General features: G+C 64.8%; 30 protein-coding genes and 4 pseudogenes. 10 read left to right on the top strand and 24 right to left on the bottom strand.

Annotated elements, in window-relative coordinates; genetic code table 11:
• Nucleotides 1–195: 195 nt before the first annotated feature.
• From BFL28_RS03030 to BFL28_RS03050, 5 genes are all read left to right on the top strand, one after another.
• Nucleotides 196–681 carry a helix-turn-helix domain-containing protein gene (locus BFL28_RS03030; RefSeq protein ID WP_017503469.1) on the top strand — a complete coding sequence of 162 codons (486 nt, stop codon included), beginning with the start codon at nt 196–198 and terminating at the stop codon, nt 679–681.
• A complete protein-coding gene (locus tag BFL28_RS03035) occupies nt 678–1,127 on the top strand; it encodes a type II toxin-antitoxin system PemK/MazF family toxin (RefSeq protein ID WP_119184528.1) in 450 nt (149 codons plus the stop codon). Before BFL28_RS03030 ends, BFL28_RS03035 begins: the two co-directional genes overlap by 4 nt.
• A gap of 569 nt (nt 1,128–1,696) precedes the next feature.
• Nucleotides 1,697–1,870 carry a hypothetical protein gene (locus tag BFL28_RS03040; RefSeq protein WP_236704401.1) on the top strand — a complete coding sequence of 58 codons (174 nt, stop codon included), beginning with the start codon at nt 1,697–1,699 and terminating at the stop codon, nt 1,868–1,870.
• A 35-nt stretch (nt 1,871–1,905) separates the two neighbouring features.
• Nucleotides 1,906–2,211 (top strand): helix-turn-helix transcriptional regulator, encoded by a 306-nt coding sequence (locus tag BFL28_RS03045; RefSeq protein WP_019368207.1) that lies wholly within the window; start codon nt 1,906–1,908, stop codon nt 2,209–2,211.
• Nucleotides 2,201–3,073, top strand: coding sequence for a reverse transcriptase family protein (locus BFL28_RS03050; RefSeq protein ID WP_069319168.1), 873 nt, complete (start codon nt 2,201–2,203; stop codon nt 3,071–3,073). The genes BFL28_RS03045 and BFL28_RS03050 overlap by 11 nt, the downstream gene beginning before the upstream one ends.
• A gap of 21 nt (nt 3,074–3,094) precedes the next feature.
• Here BFL28_RS03050 and BFL28_RS03055 read toward each other — a convergent pair whose 3' ends face one another.
• The 7 genes and pseudogenes from BFL28_RS03055 to BFL28_RS03085 form a co-directional block, all read right to left on the bottom strand.
• Complete coding sequence (locus tag BFL28_RS03055) at nt 3,095–3,352, bottom strand: hypothetical protein (protein ID WP_069319207.1); 258 nt, start codon at nt 3,350–3,352, stop codon at nt 3,095–3,097.
• A 74-nt stretch (nt 3,353–3,426) separates the two neighbouring features.
• Nucleotides 3,427–3,708, bottom strand: coding sequence for a hypothetical protein (locus tag BFL28_RS03060; RefSeq protein WP_069319169.1), 282 nt, complete (start codon nt 3,706–3,708; stop codon nt 3,427–3,429).
• A pseudogene (locus BFL28_RS03065) lies at nt 3,708–4,223 on the bottom strand (efflux RND transporter permease subunit); the annotation flags it as partial. The pseudogene BFL28_RS03065 and the gene BFL28_RS03060, both read right to left, overlap by 1 nt.
• A gap of 4 nt (nt 4,224–4,227) precedes the next feature.
• Nucleotides 4,228–5,391, bottom strand: a complete 1,164-nt coding sequence (locus BFL28_RS03070; protein WP_069319171.1) for an efflux RND transporter periplasmic adaptor subunit — start codon at nt 5,389–5,391, stop codon at nt 4,228–4,230.
• Nucleotides 5,388–6,649, bottom strand: a pseudogene (locus BFL28_RS20030) (TolC family protein). Before BFL28_RS20030 ends, BFL28_RS03070 begins: the two are co-directional and overlap by 4 nt.
• 54 nt (nt 6,650–6,703) lie before the next feature.
• Complete coding sequence (locus tag BFL28_RS03080; protein WP_131818578.1) at nt 6,704–7,036, bottom strand: hypothetical protein; 333 nt, start codon at nt 7,034–7,036, stop codon at nt 6,704–6,706.
• Nucleotides 7,037–7,116: 80 nt separating this feature from the next.
• On the bottom strand, nt 7,117–7,749 hold the full coding sequence (locus BFL28_RS03085; RefSeq protein WP_069319174.1) for a cation efflux transmembrane domain-containing protein: 633 nt from the start codon (nt 7,747–7,749) through the stop codon (nt 7,117–7,119).
• Nucleotides 7,750–7,816: 67 nt separating this feature from the next.
• Here BFL28_RS03085 and BFL28_RS03090 point away from each other — a divergent pair, with 67 nt between their 5' ends.
• Nucleotides 7,817–8,230, top strand: a complete 414-nt coding sequence (locus tag BFL28_RS03090) for a MerR family transcriptional regulator (protein WP_173655664.1) — start codon at nt 7,817–7,819, stop codon at nt 8,228–8,230.
• 31 nt (nt 8,231–8,261) lie between these two features.
• On the opposite strand, the gene arsH is transcribed toward BFL28_RS03090, so the two are convergent.
• From arsH to copC, 7 genes are all read right to left on the bottom strand, one after another.
• Nucleotides 8,262–9,008, bottom strand: a complete 747-nt coding sequence (gene arsH / locus BFL28_RS03095; protein ID WP_069319176.1) for an arsenical resistance protein ArsH — start codon at nt 9,006–9,008, stop codon at nt 8,262–8,264.
• Nucleotides 9,008–9,442: an arsenic resistance N-acetyltransferase ArsN2 gene (gene arsN2, locus BFL28_RS03100; protein WP_420911749.1), complete on the bottom strand. Its 435-nt coding sequence runs from the start codon at nt 9,440–9,442 to the stop codon at nt 9,008–9,010. Before arsN2 ends, arsH begins: the two co-directional genes overlap by 1 nt.
• A complete protein-coding gene (locus tag BFL28_RS03105) occupies nt 9,439–10,725 on the bottom strand; it encodes an arsenic transporter (RefSeq protein WP_069319178.1) in 1,287 nt (428 codons plus the stop codon). The genes arsN2 and BFL28_RS03105 overlap by 4 nt, the downstream gene beginning before the upstream one ends.
• Nucleotides 10,725–11,153 carry an arsenate reductase (glutaredoxin) gene (arsC, locus tag BFL28_RS03110; RefSeq protein WP_069319179.1) on the bottom strand — a complete coding sequence of 143 codons (429 nt, stop codon included), beginning with the start codon at nt 11,151–11,153 and terminating at the stop codon, nt 10,725–10,727. Before arsC ends, BFL28_RS03105 begins: the two co-directional genes overlap by 1 nt.
• Before the next feature lie 11 nt (nt 11,154–11,164).
• Nucleotides 11,165–11,497 carry an ArsR/SmtB family transcription factor gene (locus BFL28_RS03115; protein WP_069319180.1) on the bottom strand — a complete coding sequence of 111 codons (333 nt, stop codon included), beginning with the start codon at nt 11,495–11,497 and terminating at the stop codon, nt 11,165–11,167.
• Between the two features lie 130 nt (nt 11,498–11,627).
• Nucleotides 11,628–12,557, bottom strand: coding sequence for a copper homeostasis membrane protein CopD (copD, locus tag BFL28_RS03120; RefSeq protein ID WP_131818579.1), 930 nt, complete (start codon nt 12,555–12,557; stop codon nt 11,628–11,630).
• A 1-nt stretch (nt 12,558) separates the two neighbouring features.
• The gene (gene copC / locus BFL28_RS03125) at nt 12,559–12,930 is read right to left on the bottom strand and encodes a copper homeostasis periplasmic binding protein CopC (protein ID WP_069319181.1); all 372 of its coding nucleotides are present in this window, start codon (nt 12,928–12,930) and stop codon (nt 12,559–12,561) included.
• A 119-nt stretch (nt 12,931–13,049) separates the two neighbouring features.
• Between copC and BFL28_RS03130 the strand changes: the two genes are divergently transcribed.
• From BFL28_RS03130 to BFL28_RS03140, 3 genes are read left to right on the top strand one after another with little or no spacing between them, the layout of a single operon-like run.
• Nucleotides 13,050–13,322, top strand: coding sequence for a hypothetical protein (locus tag BFL28_RS03130; protein WP_069319182.1), 273 nt, complete (start codon nt 13,050–13,052; stop codon nt 13,320–13,322).
• Nucleotides 13,319–13,759 (top strand): periplasmic heavy metal sensor, encoded by a 441-nt coding sequence (locus BFL28_RS03135; RefSeq protein ID WP_069319183.1) that lies wholly within the window; start codon nt 13,319–13,321, stop codon nt 13,757–13,759. The genes BFL28_RS03130 and BFL28_RS03135 overlap by 4 nt, the downstream gene beginning before the upstream one ends.
• Nucleotides 13,756–14,325 carry an RNA polymerase sigma factor gene (locus BFL28_RS03140; RefSeq protein WP_069319184.1) on the top strand — a complete coding sequence of 190 codons (570 nt, stop codon included), beginning with the start codon at nt 13,756–13,758 and terminating at the stop codon, nt 14,323–14,325. Before BFL28_RS03135 ends, BFL28_RS03140 begins: the two co-directional genes overlap by 4 nt.
• Nucleotides 14,326–14,403: 78 nt before the next feature.
• Here BFL28_RS03140 and tnpB (BFL28_RS21765) read toward each other — a convergent pair.
• The 4 genes and pseudogenes from tnpB (BFL28_RS21765) to BFL28_RS03155 form a co-directional block, all read right to left on the bottom strand.
• Nucleotides 14,404–14,532, bottom strand: a pseudogene (gene tnpB, locus BFL28_RS21765) (IS66 family insertion sequence element accessory protein TnpB); the annotation flags it as partial.
• On the bottom strand, nt 14,529–14,903 hold the full coding sequence (tnpA, locus tag BFL28_RS03145) for an IS66-like element accessory protein TnpA (protein WP_069319185.1): 375 nt from the start codon (nt 14,901–14,903) through the stop codon (nt 14,529–14,531). The gene tnpA (BFL28_RS03145) and the pseudogene tnpB (BFL28_RS21765), both read right to left, overlap by 4 nt.
• A 489-nt stretch (nt 14,904–15,392) precedes the next feature.
• Entirely contained in the window at nt 15,393–15,797 is a 405-nt protein-coding gene (locus BFL28_RS03150) for a hypothetical protein (protein WP_173655663.1), read from the bottom strand.
• 20 nt (nt 15,798–15,817) lie between these two features.
• Entirely contained in the window at nt 15,818–17,167 is a 1,350-nt protein-coding gene (locus BFL28_RS03155) for a S1 family peptidase (RefSeq protein WP_037447533.1), read from the bottom strand.
• Nucleotides 17,168–17,593: 426 nt separating this feature from the next.
• On the opposite strand from BFL28_RS03155, the pseudogene BFL28_RS21840 reads away from it, so the two are divergent.
• Nucleotides 17,594–17,779: pseudogene (locus BFL28_RS21840) on the top strand (DUF6968 family protein); the annotation flags it as partial.
• Nucleotides 17,780–17,815: 36 nt separating this feature from the next.
• Here the strand turns inward: BFL28_RS21840 and tnpC are convergent.
• The 6 genes from tnpC to BFL28_RS03190 all read right to left on the bottom strand — a co-directional run bounded on the left by tnpC (nt 17,816) and on the right by BFL28_RS03190 (nt 21,926).
• Nucleotides 17,816–19,453, bottom strand: coding sequence for an IS66 family transposase (tnpC, locus tag BFL28_RS03165; RefSeq protein ID WP_079246892.1), 1,638 nt, complete (start codon nt 19,451–19,453; stop codon nt 17,816–17,818).
• A gap of 66 nt (nt 19,454–19,519) precedes the next feature.
• A complete protein-coding gene (gene tnpB / locus BFL28_RS03170; protein WP_066760231.1) occupies nt 19,520–19,873 on the bottom strand; it encodes an IS66 family insertion sequence element accessory protein TnpB in 354 nt (117 codons plus the stop codon).
• On the bottom strand, nt 19,870–20,331 hold the full coding sequence (gene tnpA, locus BFL28_RS03175) for an IS66-like element accessory protein TnpA (protein ID WP_066760229.1): 462 nt from the start codon (nt 20,329–20,331) through the stop codon (nt 19,870–19,872). Before tnpA (BFL28_RS03175) ends, tnpB (BFL28_RS03170) begins: the two co-directional genes overlap by 4 nt.
• 248 nt (nt 20,332–20,579) lie before the next feature.
• A complete protein-coding gene (locus tag BFL28_RS03180) occupies nt 20,580–20,885 on the bottom strand; it encodes a HigA family addiction module antitoxin (protein WP_205499322.1) in 306 nt (101 codons plus the stop codon).
• 122 nt (nt 20,886–21,007) lie between these two features.
• Nucleotides 21,008–21,283 (bottom strand): type II toxin-antitoxin system RelE/ParE family toxin, encoded by a 276-nt coding sequence (locus tag BFL28_RS03185; RefSeq protein ID WP_037447529.1) that lies wholly within the window; start codon nt 21,281–21,283, stop codon nt 21,008–21,010.
• Between the two features lie 79 nt (nt 21,284–21,362).
• A complete protein-coding gene (locus BFL28_RS03190; RefSeq protein ID WP_131818580.1) occupies nt 21,363–21,926 on the bottom strand; it encodes a MobA/MobL family protein in 564 nt (187 codons plus the stop codon).
• Between the last annotated feature and the right edge of the window lie 424 nt (nt 21,927–22,350).

Genomic DNA, 22,350 nt, shown 5'->3' on the forward strand with positions numbered 1-22,350 from the left:
CAGGAGTGTACCCTGAGCGGTTCCTATATGGGGATGTCCTATGCTTTGTAGGCCCCGTGCGGCTCCCGGGAGGGCGGTCCAAGAGGCTGGGGAGGGGGTGGCCCCTGAGCCCTGTGGGGCGCCCGTAGTGCCGCCCCCTCAAACTTGAATCGCCTTCGCGCGAGGGACATATTTGCGGTCAGAAAGGATAATCATATGGCTGCGAAAAAGCAAAAGGACAGCAGCGCCGATCTGCGAACGAATGAGAAGAAGTGGACCAAGCCGCTGATGGATGCGGGCTGGACTGCATTGCCGAGCGTCATCATCGAAAATCAGCGCCAGCTCATGCTGTCGCCGCTCGATCTCAATATCATCGTGTATCTGGCGAGCAAATGGTGGACGGCGGAGGGCAAGCCCTTTCCGTCCAAGACCACGATGGCGAAGGCGATGGACGTTCATCCGCGCACGATCCAGAAGCACATCGCTGCGCTGGAGGGGGCAGGGTATATCCGTCGCGAGGAGCGGCGGACCGAAACTGGCAGCCGCACCAACATCTACCATCTCGATGGGCTGATTAAGGCCGTAGCGCCGTTCGCGGTCGAGAAGCTGGCTGAGATCAAGGACAAGGCCGAGTTGGCGAAGCGCCGTCAGAACCGGGCCGGGGCGCCTAAGCTGCGTCTGGTACAGGATGACGACGAGTGAACGCGCATATCCAAGATCCACCCCCGAAGGTGGAACCGAGGGTTACGGCCGCGCCAAGCATCCGTCAGCTCTACTGGTGTGACTTTCCGCAAGACGCCCAGCTCCCGGAGTTCTGGAAGCGGCGCCCCGTCATCATCGTGTCGTTCAAGAATACGCTGCATGGCGCGGTCACGGTCGTTCCGTGCTCGACGGCAGCGCAGCCAGGAAACAAGTGGGCCTTTCCGCTGCAGACCACGATTGACGGTCGGGCGGCGTTCGCGATCTGCGACAAGCTGACGACCGTGGCGGTGAGCCGGCTAATCCCTGACAAAGGCGGCATCATGCGAATGCCGGTCGGGGAGTTCGACGACATGCTGCGCCTTGTGTTGGCCTGGCTGCCGGTGCCCTCGACGCCCCCGTCGCCGCCTCAGGGGGTGCCGCCTACGCCCACCGGTTCCGGCGCGTAAGGCCGGTTGATGTCCTTTCAGATTTTAGTTGAATCGTAAGGGATGGGTTTCTACATGGGGAGCACGCGCGGCCTCCCCCTAGGGAGTGTCCGTTTCCCGCGAGGGAACTAAATGGTCGGGGCCGCCTCAAAAGGGCGGCCCTTGGCTTATCTGCGGCACTGGCACGCAGCCCGCAAGCTTCAGACATAATGACCTGCTCGCCGGTAGATTGGCATCGAGTCGTCCAGTCGCATGGCAGGGAAGGGCGGAACGTCGTCGGCCGCCGCTTAGGCAGAGCAATAAATTCGCTGTGAGCGGATTTTATTCGTTGACTAGCGAAGTGCGCTGGGGCATCACACTCTCGTTCAGTTTGAAAGGGGATGTGTCGCCATCAACCGAGGGGGAAACCCCTCCTGGAGAAGAAACCTTCTCTGCTTTGTGGCTCCGTGCGTGCGAGCGAGCGGCGCCGCGGGCGGCCACCGGACGGCCCGGTGTCCGCCTTGGTGTTCAGGGTTAACGTGCTTCTACCCCACCCTCCAAAGCCTCGGCGGCGCCCCTGCATGGTGTGGGGGTTGGCAGAGGAGGACGCCATGCGAAAGCTTGGTCTGAACGAGAAGCGTGCGCGAACGAAGACGGTGCGACGGCAGCATTGGGCAAAGCGCCTGATCCGTCCGTCCACTTTGAAGACGGTGGTGGCCTTGGGGCGAGTGGTGGTGCAACTGCTCCACATCGCCCTCTCCATCATCAAGGTTTTCCGCCAGTAATTCGCACCCTGAATAGCCTCCTGAAAGGAGATGCAATGTTGGGTGAAGCTCTTCGCTTGATCCGAGTCTATCACGACCTCAAGCAAAAGCAGGCGGCTGAGCGGTTGGAGGTTTCGACGTCGTATCTGTCGGAAATCGAACGCGGCCTGAAGACGCCCACGCTGGACATCATCCAGCGCTATGCCACTGTCTTCGACATGCCTGTCTCGTCGATCATGTTCTTTTCGGAGAACCTCGATCAGAAGAGCACGCTCGACCAGGCACGGACGTTTGTAGCTGGTAAGGTAGTGAGCCTGCTACAATTCCTTGAGGCGCGGTCCGGTCGGACCCATGCCGAATAAGACGGTCATCCCGCTCAATCAGTCGCAGCTCTATAAGCTCACGAGTCCGCGCCGCCTCGCTGACGTGCTCGGCCTTGCAGAAGCTGAGCTGCGGGCAATGGCGACCGGGCCGGATCGGTATCGGCAGTTTGAGATTGAGAAGAAGAGTGGCGGAACACGTCCGGTTGAAGATCCGGTCGCGCCGCTCAAGCGTGTACAGGGCCGTATCGCCAAGATGCTGGCGCGGATCGAGCCGCCATCTTTTCTGTTCTGCCCGGTGAAGGGGCGATGCTACGTCAGCAATGCCGCGCGCCATCGCGGCAACCGCGTCGTTCACTGCCTCGACATCAAGAAGTTCTTCCCCAACACGCCCCGTGTGCGGGTGATCGCGTTCTTCCAAAGCATCATGGGATGCCGCGCCGACGTTGCCGGCCTTCTTGGTGATCTTTGCACGTTCGAGGGTCATTTGCCGACGGGCAGTCCCCTCAGCCCGATCCTGGCATATTATAGCTATCACGATATGTGGGCCGAGATCGCGGCGTTCTGCACGGCCAAGGGCTACACGCTGACGGTCTATGTCGATGACGTGACAATTTCCGGCGCGAAAGTGCCCGTAGCAGATGTTTGGCATGTGCGGCGCATGATCCACCGGACAGGGCTGCGCTATCACAAGCTCAAGCACTATGTGGATCGGCCAGCGGAGATCACGGGTGTCGTCGTTCGCGACGGGAAGGTCGTCGTGCCCAATCGCCAGCGCCTGAAGCACCGTCAGACGATGTTCGCCCTCCAGCAGCCCGGGAGCGGCGATCAACGCCTGAAGGGCCGTCTGAGCGGCTTGGCGGGTCAAATGCGCCAGATAGATAGCATGAACGAACCGGGTTGATTGACGCCGGTTCCTGCGACCTTAGCAGGGCTTGCGGCTGACGATCGATCCCGGCTCAACACGCGCATACCCATATTCACGCTGATATTCGCGCGCGGCGGTTTCTACGTCGGTGCGCGAGGGGCCACCGGGAACGAAGCAGTTGATGTGGCGCTTGCCGCCTTCTTGAGCATCAACGACCGGTTTTGACCACGGGTTGTCGTCCACCATCGGCCCCTCGACCGAAAAGACGCGCTTGTCGTGATCGGCAACAATCAGAACAAAAGGCTCTATTGGCATCATGCCCTCACAAAAGTCTTCGCGACGCTATTTGGGTCTCGCGATCGAGGTGTGCCACGTGGCACACCTCGTGTTCATAGCCATTGCCCGTCGAGAGCGGCAGCATGTTCGGCAGCAAGGGCAGCGGTCCCGGCGATCGTCGCGGCGAGTGCAAACAGCGCAAGCCGCGCAGGGATACCAAGGCGTGGTTCGTCTTCTTTGGTGAAGATCACGGCGCTGCCGACGGCCGCAACCAAGATCAGCGCCGGACCCAGCTCGTATAGAACAAGGCCAGGAAGCCGGTTGGGCAAGAGATAGGGGAAATTGCGGATCAAGCGGCCGATCAGGACCGCGCCGGTAACAAGTGTGAGGGCCATCCTTCGGGGGTGATGTAGCTGCCGTCGCGCTGGAGCCCGGGTTCGCCATCCCGATGCTTCACGCGGTTGAGTTCTTGAAACTCGACGGTCCACATGAAGATGTCGCCGAGACCGGTCGCGATCGGCCCCATCTCGGGCATGACGCCCTGCGGCAGCCGTTCCTCGGCCATCCGCATCCGCTCGGCGACCTGTTGGCGAGCGAAGTAGATGTCGGTCGCGTCGGTGAAGACGGCCGTGATCTGGGCAAAGCCGTTGCGGTTGAGCGACCGGGTATAGGCAAGACCCGGAATACCCTTGAGCGAGGTTTCGATCGTGAAAGAGACCTGCCGCTCGATCTGATCGGGCGACAGCGATGGTGCGAGGACGTTTACCTGCACCTGGTTGTTCGTGATGTCCGGGACGGCATCGATGGGGAGGCGCTGGAGGGCGAAGATGCCCGCGAGCGCGGCGACAAGAGTCAGCAGCAGGACTAGCCAGCGCCGCTCGACCGAGAAGGTGACGAGGCGGGAGATCATGGGCTCAGTCCATGTCCATCCCGCCACCCTTGCCGAGTTCGGCTTTCAGGGTGAACGAGTTAGTGGTGGCGATCCGCTCCTGGCCATTGAGGCCGGAACTGATGATGACCTGATCGCCATTGCGGCGACCGGCCGTGACCGGGGTGGCGTGAAAGCCGGTCGGGGTGCGGACGAAGACGACTGTGCGGTTCTCGATGCTTTGCACCGCGGTGGAGGGGACCGAGACGCTACGATCGCCGTTGGCGGGCAGCATGAAGCTCGCCGTCACCGGCTCGCCCACCCGCCAGGTATTCCCCGCATTGTCGAGCGTGGCGATGACAGGCACGAGGCGCGTGCTGTCATCGAGCGCTGGGGACACGAACGACACCCGTCCTTCCTGTCTACGACCGGCTGCGGTTACCTCAACCCGCGTACCCGGCCGGATACGGCTTGCATCCGCGGGCGAGACCGAGGCGGTGATCGTCACCCGCGAGAGGTTCGCAACCCGGTAGAGTTCGGCGTTCGCATCGACAGTCTGGCCGAGAACCGCCGGACGGGCGATTACCTGACCTGAGATCGGCGAGCGCATGGCGATGCGGTTGAGGGCACCACCACCGCCCCCCGTGGTACCGAGCTGTTGCTGCGCGAGGCGCAGCGCGATTGCCGCCTCCGTGGCTGCGGTCCGCGCCGCCACCAGGTCTTGTTCGGGCGAAACGCGCTCGGCAAAAAGCCGCTGTTCGCGCCGAAGGTTCGACTGTGCCAGTGCGGCGCGGGCGCGAGCGGCCTCGACTTCCGCCTTCAGAGAAGCGGCCTCGCGGCTCTCGATCACCGCCAGCGGGTCACCCTGCCGGACGGGCTGGCCGAGGTTGCGTGTGAGCGCGACCAAGCGACCGCCAATGGTTGCGGAGACAACCTGGACGCCTTGGGGATCGCCCTGGATGAGCGCGGGCAACTCGATCGCGCCGGCGACCCCGCCCACGGTCGGGCGGGCGACCTCAATGCCGGCGTCGGCGATCTGCCGCGCCGTGAGCGTCACCGCATCCTTATCCGTCTTCTTCTCGGCCCCCTCGCCCTTCTCCATGCCCTCCATACCGGCCATGTCGTCGGTCTTCTTCTCGGCCCCGCCGCACGCAGCGAGCGCCAGCGGAAGCAAGGCGGACAGTAGGGTCCGCGCATGATTGGTTTTCATCGTGCGTCCTTCGCATCGTTAGGCGCCGGGGCGGCGAGCCGTTCCAGCCGGGCCTGTGCGTCATGATAGGCGGCCAGCGCGTCGACCGCGGCCGCACGGGTGTCGGCAAGCGTGCGTTCGGCCTCGAGGAGATCCAACTGACCGAACTTGCCTTCGCGGTAGCCGATCCGCGCGATCCGCGCGGCTTCCTGCGCCGCGGCAAGCGTCGGTCCGGTCGCGTTGCGGGCTGTCGTCGCCGCATTCGCAACGTCGCCCTGTGCCGTGGCGATGGCCTGTTCCGCATCGAGCGCGCGAGGCGGCGCTGCGCGTCCGCCTGGGTGCGTTGAGCAGAGGCCAGATCAACGGCCGCTCGGCCATTGTTGAACAGTGGCAAGGGCACCGACACGCCGAATACCGCGGCCGTATCGTTGGTCATCTCCAGCCTGCGTGCGGACGCGCTGATCGTTACGTCGGGAACCCTCTGGCTTCTGGCAAGGCGGACCTGCGCCGTCGCCGTGGTGAGATCGGCCTGCACCGCCGCGGCCGTCAGCGTGCCTTCACTGCGCACCGGCAACCGTGGTCCTGCGCCTTCGATCCGGGCGAACCAGGCTGTATCCAGCGAGCTGGGGCCGCGCCCGATCAGCCGGGCAAGATTGCCGAGCGCCACTTGGGCGGATCGCTCCGCGCGCTCGGCCGCTCCTTCCGCATTCAGCCGAGCTACGTCGGCGCGCTGCTCTTCGAGCGGTGAGGCGCGACCGGCCGCAACGCGAACCCGCGCTGCACGCAGTACCTCGTTTGCGATCCCGACCTGTTCGCGGGCGGTGACTACCCTGCGTTGCGACGCCGCGGCATCGTTATAGGCCTGCGTGACCCGCAACCGGAGATCGGCCTGTATGATTGCCGCTTCGAGCGACGCGCGGTCGAGTTGCGCATTGGCGACCGCGACGCGCGCGGACCGCTTGCCGCCGAGTTCAAGCGGCAAAGATACGCCGACCGTCGTTTCGGCCGAGCGCAGTCCCTTATAGATACCGGTGCCGGCGACGTTCTCGCTCATCGCGTCGAGCGACGGATTAGGCCGCAAGCCGGCGATCGAGCGTTGCGCTTGCGCCGCCTGAATGCCCGATCGGGAGACCTCGACCGCCGGCGATACTGCACCGGCCGCGGTAAGAGCTTCATCAAGGGTCAGCGGCGGTGCCGACGCCTCCGTGTCCTGTGCCTGTGCCGAGTTGCTCGACGCACAGGCTGTCGCGACCAGCACGGCCGCTATCATGCGCTTCATTGTAGATGCTCCTGACGAACCAGTCTCAGGCGCCGGAAGGCGCCCGGTGCGTCGTCAGGCCTGTGGTGGTCGAAGCGCCGGGTCGCTCTGATGCGCAAGCCAGACCGGAGCCTTGTGGCTCGCAAATTCGGCCCAACTGTCGATCACGGCGACGTCGACACTATGCTCAGCGGGTGCGGCGACATGGTGGCCGTGACAGACGGTGTGATGATGAGGATAGCCCTTATCCGCATCCGCCGGCACCTCGTCGCAGTCGCCAGCCATGTGCATGATTGTGTTGACCTGAGAGGTCTCGATGCACCCGACGCCTTCCGTAGCCTCCGCCATGCCCGCCCAGCCGGTCAGGACCAGCATCAGACAGGCGAGAAAGGGCAGCAGCTTGCGCATGAGCTTGCTCCTTATCATTCCGCGAGAATGGCGTGACCCGCGATCATCGGACGCTACCCGGCCAGCGTTGCGTTCGACTTTCATGAGCTGCCACCCATTTCTGCCAATGCACCTCGGGTAATCTCCCAAGCGGAGTGCAGGAACAGGACCGCAATGATGCCGGCGACCGCGAGGTCGGGCCATGCCTTCCCGGTCCATGCCACCAGGCCGGCGGCAATGACGACGGCGATGTTGGCGAGCGCATCGTTCCGGCTAAACAGCCAGATAGCCCGTACATTGGCATCGCCCTCGCGAAACCGTGACAGGACGAGCGCCGCGCTGACGTTGACGATAAGGGCGACGATCCCGATGCCGCCCATCAGATCGGCGTCGGGTGCCACGGCGTTCATCGCGCGCCAGATGGCAAAGCCGATGACACCCAGACCCAGTGTTCCGAGGAACAAGCCTTGGGCGAGAGCGACCCTTGAACGGGCTGGCGCCGTCCAGCCCAACGCGATGAGGCCGAGCAATGAGATCGTGCCGTCGCCAATGAAGTCGAGCGCATCGGCTTTGAGCGCCTGACTGTCGGCGACGAACCCACCGACGATTTCGATCAGCCCGAAGCCCAGGTTCAGGAGGACCACGATCCATAGGGCACGCCGATAGGCAGCGTCGCGCTCCGCACGTTTCGTGTCGCCCGTGCAGCCGCACGTAGAGGATTCGCTTGCGCTCATCCCGCTCCGTTACGATCTACAGTCACTGTAGGAGCAAGCGTAAAATTGCGAGGACCGCAGGGTGTTGATGATCGGCGACATAGCGAAACGGACCGGGACCAAGGTCAACACGATCCGTTTCTACGAAGATATAGGCTTGATGCCGGAGGCTGCGCGCACGGCAGGCGGGCGCCGCACCTATGGTGATGCGGAGGTTCGCCAGCTCGCTTTTATCCGTCACGCCCGTGATCTGGGGTTCTCGACTGACGAAATCCGATCCCTGATCGCTTTGTCGGCCAACCCCGATCAGGATTGTAAGGAAGCAGGCTCGCTCGCTCGCCGGCACCTTGCGAGCGTGGAAGACCGCATTGCGCGCCTGACGGCGCTCCGAAACGCATTGGCTGATGCGACACGGGATTGCGAGGGCGGCAGGATCGCCGATTGCCGGGTTATGGAAGCGATCACGATGCCGGCTGATCTCGACAGCGGAACGCGGGTCTAAGCTGCACATACGCAACTCCTGACGAAGCCCGTCAGGATTGCGGCGCTGTCGCGATGCTGGAGGGGTCCGTGGTGGTGTCGATCGGCATCCCGGCTTCCTTGCGCTCCGAATAGCGATCTACGAGTTGGGCAGTGTGTGGGCGCAGCAGTATCGTGAACCGCACCAGCTCCTCCATCACATCCACAATCCGGTCGTAATAACTCGACGCCTTCATGCGCCCGGTGTCATCGAACTCGTTGAACGCCTTGGCGACGCTCGACTGGTTCGGGATCGTCACCATCCGCATCCAGCGACCCAGCACGCGCAGCGTGTTGACGCTGTTGAAAGACTGTGATCCGGCCGACACCTGCATGACCGCGAGCGTGCGTCCCTGCGTCGGACGCATCCCGCCCATCGACAGCGGCAGATGGTCGATCTGCAGCTTCATGATGCCGGTGATCTGGCCGTGACGTTCCGGGCTGCACCACACCTGTCCTTCCGACCATAGAGACAGCTCGCGCAGCTCGTGGACGGCCGGATGGTCGTCGCGGGCATGTTGGTCGGGCAGCGGCAGCGTCGATGGATCGAAGATGCGTGTCTCGCACCCGAAGAACCGGAGCAGGCGCGCCGCTTCCTCGACGCACAGCCGGGAGAAGGACCGTTCGCGCAGCGAACCATAGAGCAGAAGGATACGTGGCGCGGGATTGCACGGGCCGAGCCCGACAGCGGGTCGCTGGATGGCATAGGCGGGATCGAGCGCCGGTAGGGTATCGGGATCGGCGAGCGTGCGGAGCGGCATCAGAGAGCTTTCACGAGATAGGCGGCCGACGCGGGGCACAGTGCGGTGAATTCGCGCGATGCGGCGATGGCCGGGGGAGCAGCGCCGCGATCGGCATCGGCATAGCCGAGCGCCCGGAAGAATGGTGCGGCCGTGGTCGTCAGGAGGTGCAGGCGCTCCACCCCGAGGTCGTGTGCCTGTCGTTCGAGGTCGGCGACCAACACCCGCCCGAGGCCAAGTCGACGGCGATCGGGGACGACGACGATCGAGCGGAGCAAGCGGTCGGCCCCTGCTCCCTCGAGCCCACCGAAACCGACGAGGCTACCGGCCTCGATCCGGAAGAACAGGCGGCCGGGATCGGCGAGATCGGCACTCGGCAGGTTCGCGGCATCGAGCAATTGTGCCAAGCCAGCCAGACCGGCAGGTTCGAGCACCGTGGCGACCATTCTGGTCATGCGATGCTGATCCTGATCGCAAGCCCCGCGAGCGTGATGAGCAGCACCGGCACGGTGAGTGTCACGCCGACACGGAAGTAATAGCCCCATCCGATCCGCACGCCCTTTTGCCCGAGGACGTGGAGCCAGAGCAGCGTCGCGAGTGAGCCGATCGGCGTCAGCTTGGGGCCGAGATCGCAGCCGATCACGTTGGCATAGATCATCGCTTCCTTGATCGCGCCCGTGGCGTGGGTGGCGTCGATCGACAGCGCGCCCAACAACACAGTCGGCATGTTGTTCATCACCGACGACATAATCGCCGCGATCACACCCGTACCCAGCGCGGCGCCCCACACGCCGCCTTGCGCCGTGCGATCGAGCAGCGCCGCCAGATGGTCGGTCAGGCCGGCGTTCCGCAGGCCATAGACGACCAGGTACATGCCGAGAGAGAAGATCACGACCTGCCAGGGTGCGCCGCGCAGCACCTTGGCCGCTGAGATCACATGGCCGCGCCCCGCGATCACCAGCAACAGGATCGCGCCGGCAGCGGCGACGGCGCTGACCGGCACGCCGAGCGGTTCGAGCAGGAAGAACCCTGCAAGCAGGAGCGCAAGGACGATCCATCCGGCGCGAAAGGTTGCGGCGTCCCGGATCGCGGCACCGGGAAAACGCAGCGCGGCCACATCGTAATACTGCGGTATATCGCGCCGGAAGAAGATCAACAGCGCGCCCAGCGTGGCGGCGATCGACACCAGATCGACCGGCACCATCACGGACGCATATTCATCGAACCCGACGTGGAAGAAGTCGGCCGACACGATGTTGACGAGGTTCGACACGACCAGCGGCAGGCTGGCGGTGTCGGCGATGAACCCGGCCGCCATGACGAACGCCAGCGTCGCCTTGTCTCTGAACCCCAGCGCCCGCAGCATGGCGATGACGATCGGCGTCAGGATCAGCGCCGCCCCGTCGTTGGCAAACAGCGCGGACACGCCTGCGCCGAGCAGCACGATCAGGACGAACAGCCGGCGACCATGCCCGCCGCCCCAGCGGGCGACGTGCAGCGCCGCCCACTCGAAAAATCCGGCTTCGTCGAGCAACAGGCTGATGACGATGATCGCGACGAACGCGGCCGTCGCGTTCCAGACGAGGACCCATACCACCGGCACGTCGGACAGGGTGACGACACCCGCGAGCAGCGCCACCACCGCCCCGCCCATCGCGCTCCACCCGATCCCGAGGCCCTTGGGTTGCCAGATGACGAGCGTGATCGTCGCGACGAAGATCAGGACGGCAAGGAGCATCAGGCGACGCGCTGGCCCGAGGCGTCCACCACCTGTTCGCCGTCTTCCTTGGCGAACGCGCCGAGCTGGCCGCTCGGCAGCAGATCAAGGACGGCTTCAGAAGGGCGGCACAACTCCACGCCGAGCGGCGAGACGACCAGCGGCCGGTTGATGAGGATCGGGTGTGCCATCATCGCATCGACCAGCGCATCGTCGGATAGCGACGTGTCGCCCAGGCCCAGCTCGGCATAGGGCGTCCCCTTCTCGCGCAGCAGCGCGCGGGGCGTCATGCCGGCGCGGTCGATCAGCTCGACCAGCAGCGCACGCGCGGGTGGGGTCTTCAGATACTCGACCACGTGCGGCTCGATGCCGGCGTTGCGAATAAGACCGAGCGTGTTGCGCGACGTGCCGCACTCGGGGTTGTGATAGATGACGATATCGACGGACATGGGACGTCCTTTCAGCAGCAGGGGGTGAGTTCGGCGACGAGCGGCGCGCACAGCTCCGCATTGCCGGCGCAGCAGTCCTTGACGAGGAACAGCGTCAGCGCGCGCAGGCCGTCCAGATCGGCGCGATAGATGATCGATCGGCTATGGCGTTCCGATTGGACCAGTCCCGCGCGAGCAAGAATGCCGAGGTGCGCCGACATGGTATTTTGCGGCACGTCGAGCTGGCGGGCGATATCACCCGCAGCCATGCCGTCCGGCTCGTGCCGCACCAACAGGCGGAACACGTCGAGCCGTGTCCCTTGCGCAAGCGCGCCTAGCGCAGCGATAGCCGAATCGTTTTCCATATATCCAGAATAGACGATATATTGGGCTTGTCCAGTTTTGCGCCCGCTGTCTCGCCGTCAGCACTTGCCGGAATGGCAATAACGGCCATGCGGGATTGATCGCGCCAGTCGTCGATCCGGCGCCGGCCTCTCACATCGCCGATACGGGTGGTTCCAACGTGCCCAGCCAGGCAACGAGCGCCAGGATCGTGATGGCGCAGCCACCCTCGATCGCGAGACTGCGCAGCAGAGTGCCGAGTGCGCCGCGAAGATCGGCCGCGGCGATCGAGCGCTCGAGAGCCGGTGTCAGCCGGAAGCGATTAAGCGACGCGAGCCCCAGCATCGCGCCCAACAGCGCGAGTTTGGCGAGAAGAAGCTGGCCGTAGAGGGTGTCGGGAAGGCGCTGCAGATTGCCGACGCCAACCAGCAGCCAGCCATTCACCAGACCCGTTACCACGATCGTGCCGACCAGAATCGTACCCGCGAGACCGAAGCCGTGCAGTGCGCGATGGCTCAGTCGGAGATGGGCGACGTCGACGCGACTAGGCGCACGCGTGACGAGCAGCGTCAGACCGAGCAGGGCGCCGACCCAGGCGCCGGCTGCCCATAGGTGCAGAATATCCGCCAGTAGATGAACCCAGCCGGTCGCACCCTCGTCCATTGCGCCGTGACCCGTCCAGGCGAGCGTTGCGAGCGCGATCCCCGCCGCGACCGCAACCAGGCCGAGCGGAGCGGTCCGTCCTCGCGCGATCAGCGCGAAAATGGTCCCGACCACCAGCGCGATCATGCGAGTTTCCCACGCCGTGCCCGTCGCAGATCTGGTAAGCAGCATTCCGATCGCCTCGCGGTCGACCGGCCAGGGCGGCGCCCCTGCCATCGCCGCAGCGAGGAGCGCGAGAGCGATGCAGGAGAACAGGAGCCCCAGCAGGCCGCATCCGACGAGCCACGGGCGTAAGGCGATGGCGTCCGCGCGTTCGCCGCCCTTGAGGCCGTAGAGGCCGAAGGTCGATAAGCCGAACAGGCCACTCAGCGTCATGTAGAGCGCAAAGCGAACCGCGATCAGCGGCCAGTCGGCGTCCACCTTACTTCACTGCGAAGGCGATATTGCCGGTGACGCGGTGCGTGTCGGCCGAGACGACATGCCATGCGACGCTATAGCGTCCTGCGGCGAGCGGCGCCTTCGGCGTGACGACGAGGGTGCGGCCATCTCCGCCGACCGCGGCCGCGGCGGTGACCTTCATCGGTGCATGCTCGGTGCCGCCATGACCGGTCATCACGAGGTCCGCGCCCGAAAACTTCGGCATCAGCTTCTCGCTGAAACGAAGCGTGATGCGCGCAGGCTTGGCGACGGTCGCGTTCGCTGCCGGCGAGGCCGACAGGAGCTTGGGATGAGCCTGGGCGGCGCCGGCGATGCCGAGAAGGGCCAAGGTGGCAGGCAGGAAGATGCGACGCATGGGGCTACTCCGTGAGGTTCGTGCTCTATTTACGCGGCCCGATCGCCCACCCCTCACCGCCGCATGAGGGATGATGGGCAGCCTCGCGTATCGAATGCTAGAGGGGTGGAGTGGAAAGCATGGAAGATCTGGACAGAGCATTGGCGAGGCTGGCAGGCGCACCTGTCCCTGCCGCGCTGGAGGGGATCGAGGATCAGGTCCTCGCCCGCATCGGCACGCGCCCTGTCGTGCGCCAAGCCGGGCTCGGCCTCGGCGCGGTGACGATCGCGGCGCTCGCGATGGGCGTGATCGGCGCGGAGCTGCCGGCGACCGCCAGCCCGGCGGTATCGCTCGCTCCGTTAGGGGGCGCATCGCCTCTCGCGCCGTCGAGCTTGCTGATCGGCGAACCATGACCTCGACCAGGCGCCTCCTTTTCTGCGTCCTCTTAGCCTTCCTGGCGGCGATCGGAGGCGTGTTCGTCGGACGAGCGCTGTTGCCCCAGCCCAAGCAGCCCGGCGCGGCGCTCCACGAGGTGCTGCACCACAAGCTCGCGCTCGATGCCGACCAGCAGGCCCGGTTGAAAATTCTGGAAGACCGTTTCGCGGTGCAGCGGCGTGCGCTCGAACTCGAGCTGCGCGCCGCCAATGCCCACCTCGCCGAGGCGATCGAAGCCGAACACGGCAATGGCCCGCGGGTCACGGCTGCGGTCGATCAGAGCCATGCCGCAATGGGCGAGCTGCAGAAGGCGACGCTCGCGCACATCTTCGCCATGCGGCAGCTCCTGCGGCCCAATCAGACATCCCAATTCGACGACGCGGTGGTGAAGGCGCTCACCGACGGCCAGGGGTGAGCCTCGACTGGACCGCGCTGTCCGACGGCGAGCTGGCGGCGCTCAGCATCGCCGGTCGACAGGCCGCCTTTGCCGAAATCGTGCGCCGCTATCGTCAGCCGGTGTTCCGGCTTGTCCGGGCGTGCGTCGGGGAGCCCGACGAAGCGCTCGACCTCGTTCAAGAGACCTTCGTCGCTGCGCACCAAGCCCTTTCCCGTTACGACGCCCAGCGCGCCATGAAGGCGTGGCTGTCGACGATCGCGATCAACAAATGTCGTGATTGGGCGAGGAAGCGCACTGTGCGCCGCTTCGTCTCCTTCGCCCTTCCGATCGACGGGCAGGCCGAGACGATCGTGGACGATCAGGTGCCGATCGATGACAGCGCGGCCGACCGACAGGAGTTGGACCGCGTGACACGCGCCATCTCGACCTTGCCGGCGAACCTGAAGGAGCCGCTGGTGCTCCGGACGATCGAGGGCCTGAGCCAGGCCGAGACGGCCGAGGTGCTGGGTATCAGCCAAAAGGCCGTCGAAACCCGCCTCTATCGGGCGCGGGCGCGCCTCATGGAAAAGTTGAACGCGAGCTAAGGGATACGCGACCGGGACGCGTAGAAGGGGTGAAACGGGGCCGGTAGCGGCCCCACCCTTCGAGGAGCTTTCATGTCCCAAGGCACCTGAATGCGGGTTCTGCGCCAGCACCTGCTGCACCAGCACCGCCAGGCCATCAAACCCCTTGCGCATGTCGGTCACCCCGCACGCCAGGAACACCCGCGTCGGCAGCGGCACTGGGGTCACCGCAGCACCGACAACACCCGTGCCAGTGCGCCTGCATCCACGTGCGCGTCGACACTCACCCGCACGCCGCCCGGCAACTCGATCTGGATGAGCCCCGATGGACATTGTGCCGGCTGTGGCGCTGGCACGACCGGTTCCGCCACCTGCACCTCGGCAAACACCGGCAGCGACGGCATCGCCCCGGCCAGCTTGCCTTCGCGCCGCTGCTTGCGCCACGTATAGATCAGGCTGCTCGACACCTCACGCCGCGCGATGACATCGCAGACCCGAACCCCCGGGCGGAACGCCTCGGCCAGAATCTCCAGCTTCTCCGCGTCCGACCATCGGCGCCGGCCTGACACCCGGCCGACCACCTCCATCCGACCAGTCATACGAGTGCTCGTATGACTGGTCGTAGAACCGATAACTTCCCGCACCGCCCGCGCCCTCGTCAAAGCCGACAAGCATCCCGGCTATCGGCGCTACCGCAAGGCGGCCTCCAGACCACGCTTACCAAGTTGGGCAGAATCCCTCTTTCCCGAATGGGAAGGTCGCGTGGGACGGCTGACGGCGGGAAGGCGCGCTCGATGGCAACGAGGGCGCCATTTTCCCGAAATGTGTTCCCGATTGGCTTTTCCCGAAACTGCCCGGTGCAGATGGAGAAACGGGACAACCTATGGCCGTCTGATCGACCTCCCCTTGGCGGTCGAAGCTGTTGGCAGATAACGTGAGTGCGACGCCTCGTTTGCGAGCAGCGCCGGATGATGGCGAGCACATTGGCAGCTAATTCGAGCACGGTGCCACGCGCCAGTGGCAGATAGCGTGAGCAGGAAATAGCGCTGTTGGCGAGCAGACACCGCTACGATTGCAAGCCCCTACACCTACCCGGGCGAGCCCATGCTAAGGAGCCGTTGAGAGCATCTATCGGGCAAGCCGATCGAGGCGGCCGCCTCGCCGGCTTCGGCGCCGACCTCCGAAGCAAAGGGCAGGCTGTACTCCCGCCCGATCGGAAACCGCCTACCTCCCACGACGATCGCGTCGCCGCGAGCGTCGAGGGTCGATCCTAGCGGCAGGACCGGCGTCAGGACGGTGGAGCCGACGCGGACCTGAAGGCAGCCATCCTTCACGAAGAAGGTGCCATAATCCCGTGTGGCGTTCCGCAACCGGTTCGCGGCCTCCGGCAGCTCGGTCACGACCGTCACGCCCGAGCTTTGGCCAACCGCGAACGGCCATACCTTCTTCTCCCGGTCAGCGTTACAGGCGGCGAGCGCCCCTAACGCCAACATCATCGGGACCGCTCGGGCGCTCAAGGCACCAATAGCCCTTGGGTGGTGTGGATCAGGAAGGGAACCCTGTCGTTCACCCGATCGATCGGCATATATGAGAACGAACAAGCGCTCCCGGTGCAGGGACGCCCATAAGCGTCGGTGCTGCCTCCCTTGAGAATGCCATAGGCGACGATCTCGTACGAGCCGTTCGGGTATGAGAATACAGGCGCCCCGCTGTCGCCGCCGAAGGCGATCACCTGCTGGCTCGATCCGCTGACCTTCACGAAGCTCGAATAACTCACGCCTCGATCATCGGTGCCCGACACCGAGCTTGACTGGACGGTGCCGCAGGTGAAGCCGGTCGTCATGCCGCTCTTGCACACGGGCATTCCGATATAGTGGTTCGAGTTGTAGGACGACTGCTTGAGCGTACCCCGGGTGGTGAAATAGCCATCTCCATAGAAGCCCGGAACCGTGTTCACGTAGGACGGGTAATCGGTCACCGCCTTGGAGTTCTGGAAATAGACCCAGTACCCGGTGCTAAGGCCGACCACCGGATGATAACGGAAATCATAGAGGTCGCCATAACGCGTCTCCGTTGCGGCCGGCAGTTGCACCAGGTGGCTACCATCGGACCCGACCACGTAGGGCGGGTTCGTCCGGCAGTGGGCGGCGGTCAGGATCGAGTCCCGGCCGTTGCTGTCCCTTCCGGCGAAACCGTAACTACAGGTCGCGCGCCCGGTCGAGTCGACCAGCTCCCATCCGCCATAGACCGCATCGCCTGGCCGCACGTTGGTCTGGAAGGTTTGTAGAATCGGCCCCACCTCGACCTTCACGGCCGAGCGCAACGTCGGGGGGATCAAGCCCCGGGCCGTCTGAGCAGCCGCTTGGTCTTTCACCGTGACGACATAATTCTGGCTTCTCGGCTCGAAATACGTCTCGAAGGGAAGCTTGGCGGCGGTGATGGCCTTCAAGATCGCATCCAGGTCCTGCTGCGCCGCCGCGAGCGATTTGGTCGCGTTGCGCAGCTGCACATAGCGCCGCAGCTTCGCCGGAATCTGATCCAGGAACGCCTTGCGCTCGTCCTGGCCGGTGAATGCGACGATGATCTTGAACGTCGGCGTGTGCTCCACCCACAGGCCCGCGAAGCCGTCCGGATCGCTGGCGACCGCGACGTCCACGATTTGCTGGACATCGCGGAGGACGTCGACACGCTCTGCCGCCTCCGCGGCCGAGATACCGTATTGCTGGGCTAGGTACTCGACCTGGAGGTCCTTGCCCGACCCCTTGGAGTTTTGCGGTGTCGGGAGTGGGGGAGCCTTCATCTCCTGCGCCGCGAGCGGCGTGGTGCAGAGAAGGGCCGAAATGACGGTAAGCAACGTACGCATGCATTCTCCTGATGACGATCATCTACAGCATGGACGGCCCGACCGTTGCGGCGGACCACCCAAGCCCGACTCACCATGAGTACGGAACAAAGGGTGAACGATTTAGAATCCTACATTGCAAGCCTTTTTTGCCCGGACACTCGGATTGTTAAGGACGGTTGTTCAACAAACGGCCGGGGCTGTGTAAGCGTAAGCGTCCGGTCACCTCCGTCGGGCGGGGAAGCAGTCGGCCGGCAGTCTGCCTAATTACAGCCGCGGGAAAGGGCGCTACGATCTCGACGAGGGGAGCTGCGAGTGGTCGATCAGGTGATTGTGCGGCGCACGTTCAAAGTTGATGGACGCGATGCCGAGTGCCGTTTTCTGAGACCGGAAGAGGATGGTGGGAGCTTCTTCTGCCGATATGAGATTGACTGACCTGAGGGCGCCAAGGGTCACAGGGCTGGCGGTGTCGACGAAGTGCAGGCCCTCTTGCTCGCCATGATGGGCGCACACGCAAATCTGTTAGCCGCGCGGAACATGGACGGGCGGAATGTTGAATGGCTGGACGGGCAAAGCCTCGGAATGCCCATCGCGCGATCCATCCGAGACTGGGATCCCGAGAACGAAATGTGACGCCGGCTAGCAGCCGCCTTCTACCACATCAGGCATTTACGCCGGTGTCGCCTGCGTCCAGTTCCACGGCAGCAACTCGTCAAGCCGGTTGATCGGGTGACCTTGCCCGACGCGGTGGAGCACGTCAGCGAGCCAGTGCTGCGGGTTGACGCCGTTGAGCTTGGCGGTTTCGAGCAGGCTGTACATGGCGGCAGCGCGCTCCCCGCCGCAGTCGGCACCGGCGAACATCCAATTCTTCCTGCCGACGGCGATGCCGCGCAGCGCATTCTCGGCGAGATTGTTGTCGATCTCGAGCCGGCCATCTCCGGTGTAGGCGAGCAGCGCCGGCTTGAGCCGGACCGCATAGCGCAGCGCCTCCGCCAACGGCGTGCGCGCGGACACCTGACCCAGCACATTGTCGGCCCAGGCGAAGAAGTCGAGCGCAGTCAGCTTTGATAGCTTGCGTGCCTTGCGGCGGTCGTCATGCGGGTCCTGCACAATGCCGCGCTCGACCTCGTACAGGTCGCGGATCTTGCGCAGCCCCTCGGCCGCAACCGAGCTTGGGTCGGCCTGGAAGACGTCGTGGAGCTTGCGCCGGGCATGCGCCCAGCAGGCGACGGGTGTGATGGGGCCAGGCTTGCGGTCCGGGTCGTAGAGCCGCTCGAACCCGGCATAGGCATCGGCCTGCAGGAAGCCGGTGAACGCCTTCAGATGCTCGCGCGGGCGTTCGCCCTTGCGGTCGGGGCTGTAGCGGAAGAGAGCAGCCGGCTTGTCGCTCGGCCGCCATCGTCGGTTGTCGCGCAGGTACACCCACAGCCGCCCCGTCGCGGTCTTGCCGGTGCCGGGCGCCAGCACCGGGACGGGCGTGTCGTCGGCGTGGAGCTTGGGACTGGCCATGACGTGGGTAGCAATGCGGTCGACCAGCGGCTGCAGTAGCCAGCTGACCTGGCCCAGCCAGTCGGCCAGCGTCGAGCGGCTGAGGTCCACGCCTTCGCGGGCGTAGATCTGAGACTGACGGTAGAGCGGCAGGTGGTCCGCGAACTTGGACACGACCACGTGCGCCAGCAGTCCCGGTCCGGCACGCCCGCGCGGGACCGGCAGCGCCGGTGCCAATGCCTGGGAGATCGCGTCGCAACGCGTGCAGGCAAGTTTGGGGCGGACGTACCGCATGACCTGGAAGCGAGCCGGCACATATTCCAGCACCTCGGTCACGTCCTCGCCCAGCGCCGACATGGTGCCGCCGCAGGCGGTGCAGCCGTCCGCCTCCGGTGCGGGGTGGATGACCTCCTGGCGTGGCAGGTGCGCGGGCAGCGGCTCGCGCCGAGGCTTGCGGCCGGGTGCCTGAAGCACCTCGGGCGACACATCACCTGCGACCACGCACGCGGCATGGGCGTGCTCGGCTTCCAGGTCCTCCAGCGTCAGCTCGAGCTGGTCGGCCAGCAGCGTCAGCCGCTCGGACGACTGGCCGAACTTCATGCGGCGCAAGCGCGCGAGTTGGAGCTTGAGCTTCTCGATCTGAAGCGTGGTCAGCTTGACCGCGTTCTTGGCCGCGTCGAGATGTTCGCGGGTGGTCTGATGAGCGGTGCGCTCGGCTTCCAGCGCCTGCTCCGAGGCCACGAGCCGGGCCTGCATGGCGGCGACCAGCGCCCGCACGTCGTCAGGGTTTTCCGGTATGTCTATCCCACCCGGCGACATGGTTCTGTGTACCAGACGGGCGACTCGCGCCCAAGCGCAAACCACGCTTTTCTGCGGTTTTCACACCTACATCTGCACCGGCAGTCTTGGTGCCGGAGGGGCCACGGTGCGGCGCCAGTCCATCGCCTCGATGAGCAGCGCGAACTGCGCCGGCGTCAGCACCACGCCGCCCTCGACCAGCGGTGGCCAGACGAAGCGGTGCCGCTCCAGCCGCTTGGCGAACAGGCACAGGCCGGTGCCGTCCCAGTGCAGCGCCTTGAGGTAGCTGCCGCTCCGGCTGCGGAACAGGAAGACGTGGCCGGCATAGGGCTCGACCGCGAACAGCGGCCGCACCAGCGCCGCCAGCCCGTCGAAGCCCAGCCGCATGCTGACCGGCTTGCTGGCGAGATAAACCTTGGTACCGGGCGCCAGTGAGATCACGACGCTTCCCTCAAGGCCCGCAGGACGCGCGCCAGCGCCTTCTCGTTGACGTAGCTGTCGACCGACAGGCGAACGCCGCTGGCCAAGTCGATGTCGATGCCACCCGGCCGGCCGCCCGGATGCGGGCGGACCAGGTCGTCAGGGGCTGGCGTGGCCTCGCGGGCAGGTGCGGCGCTCTTGCGCTCGACTGGCATTGCGAGCGCCACGACCGGTTCGGGCGGAGCAGCGTCCGCAACCACGCCGTACGGGATGAACTGTAACGGTTCGCTGGCGATGCGCTCCGCCTCTCGGCGCGTCTTACGCCAGCCGTGGATGAGACTGGCCGAGATGCCCAGCCGGCGCGACACGCCGACCACCGTGGCGCCGGGCTCATCACACTGCGCCAGCACCGCCGCGCGCTCCTCGTCCGAATACCGCCGGCGGCGCTCAACCCGCGTGATGACCTCCATGCGCCCCATCCGCACTCTCCTTACGGAGTGCGAAAGGACACTCCGAGAGCCGACCGCCTCGCGCAGCTGCGCCGCGCCAGCAACACGCGTCAGACCGGACGCTTACGTCCGACCTGCGCTTCTCTGAAACGAGGGCGTATGAGAAAGCCCGCCTCGCTGTCGGCGTAAAGCGGGCGGCGAGGCGGGCTTTTCCCAGAATTTGTTCCCAATTCACTTTTCCCGAAATGGCTCGACCTCGACGGGAAATCGAGAAAGGATCAGGCGGCTTCCAAGGTCGGGATACGCGCGATGATATCGGCATCCTTCACGGCCTGCACGCGCAGGTCGTAATTGCGCTGCATGTTCACCCACATTTCGGGCGTGGTGCCGGTGAGCTTGCCGATCCGAAGCGCCATAGTCGGGGTGACATCCTGCTTTTCAGCGAGGATATCGTAGAGGGTCTGCCGCGACACCTCGATCAGCCTGGCGATCTCCGCCTTGGGCTTGTTGAGCGCGGGCAGAATGTCCTCCCGCAGCAGCTCACCGGGGTGCATCGGGGCAAGGCCGGATACGAGCTGGTTCATCATCTGTCTCCTGTCCGGGCCGATCCCGGATCATCATGCGTCTCTGTGTAAGTCCTATGTGTAAACTAAAGCCTTACATGTCAAGCAATGACTGACAGATTTTTAGGAGGGGGGACACCCTCCTAGTGATAGTCCTCGATGTTCACGTCGATCGCATCGCCGTCATCCCAAGCCCATGTGACCCGGTAATTGCCGCTGGCATCGACCGCATATCGTTTGGGCTTGGTGCTCAACCCATGAAAGCGAAAGCCCGGAACATTCATGTCCTCGGGCTTCGTGGCAGCATCCAGCGTGAGCAGGATGCGGCGAACGCGGTTGTGGTTCTGGACGGGAAGTTTTGAGCCATCTCCCTTGGTGGCGAAGGCTTCGAGCGCCTTGCTGGTGTATGTTTTAATCATAGACACATTGTAAGGCATTTCCTGACATTTGTCAAGCATTACCTTACACTCTGCCGAAAACGATTCTTCGACAGCGACCCTACCGCCCGAACCCGATATCCGGCCCGTCACGTCCACGCTGACGGTCTAGCTCCTGCTCTCGCTGCCGATCGCGCCCACGCTGCCCCGATTGGTCCAGCTCAATCGCCGGCACCTGGTCGCGCTGGGGTGACTGGTCGAGCGCCGGCACCGCCCCGAACCCGCCCTCGCTGCTGGTCTGTAGCCCCGATCGCATCGCCCGCGCTGCGCCCTGGACCAAGCTGGACATGCCCTGCATCGCTAGATCGGCACGCTCGCGGAGTTGGTGGGACCACTCCCGTATCCGCTCCTGACCACGCTCGATGTAGAAGCCCAGCCCCCGCTTCTCCATGATCGCCTCGTTCATCTGCCCGCGCGGGGTAACGGCGTGCGGCTCCTTGCCGGCCGCGATCTGCTCGGCCGACGCGCGCCGCTCGATCGCGGCCGACGCATGGCCCATCTTCACGGTCGGTTCGATATCCAGCCCCTGACGCTCGTAACTGCGGTGATCGACCCGCTCGGCTACCTGGGCGTGTTCCAGCGCGCTGTTGACCATCCCGGCCCACCGCTCGCGGATCGCCTCCACCTCCACCGAGGCCGTCGAGCGCTCGTACGACCAGTCTCAGAACCGAAAACTTCCCGCACCGCCCGCGCCCTCGTCAAAGACGATAAGCATCCCGGCTACGGCCAAACGGGCAAGGCGGCCCTCAGGCCACGCTTACAGCTTGTCTTGCTCGCAATCAGCGTAGATTCCTGCTCACGCTTGGTGAGAACGGGCGACCGCGCGTGCTCGCGCTCAACGACGCTGTGCTCGCATTCAGCGTAGCTTGCTCGATATCGGTGCCCTCATGCTCACATTGGGGTCACGACACGAAAGTGAGTTTTGCGTACGCTAGGAGCGAACAGAACGTGTCCGTAAACCCGTTGCGCGCCGATCTTGTCCGGCAAGCCGTCAAAACCGTGCGCTGCCGGACACTCTGACGCTGACCGGCATACCAGCGTTTGACGGC

The organism is Sphingomonas turrisvirgatae (genome assembly GCF_001721295.1).
GTDB lineage: Bacteria > Pseudomonadota > Alphaproteobacteria > Sphingomonadales > Sphingomonadaceae > Sphingomonas > Sphingomonas turrisvirgatae.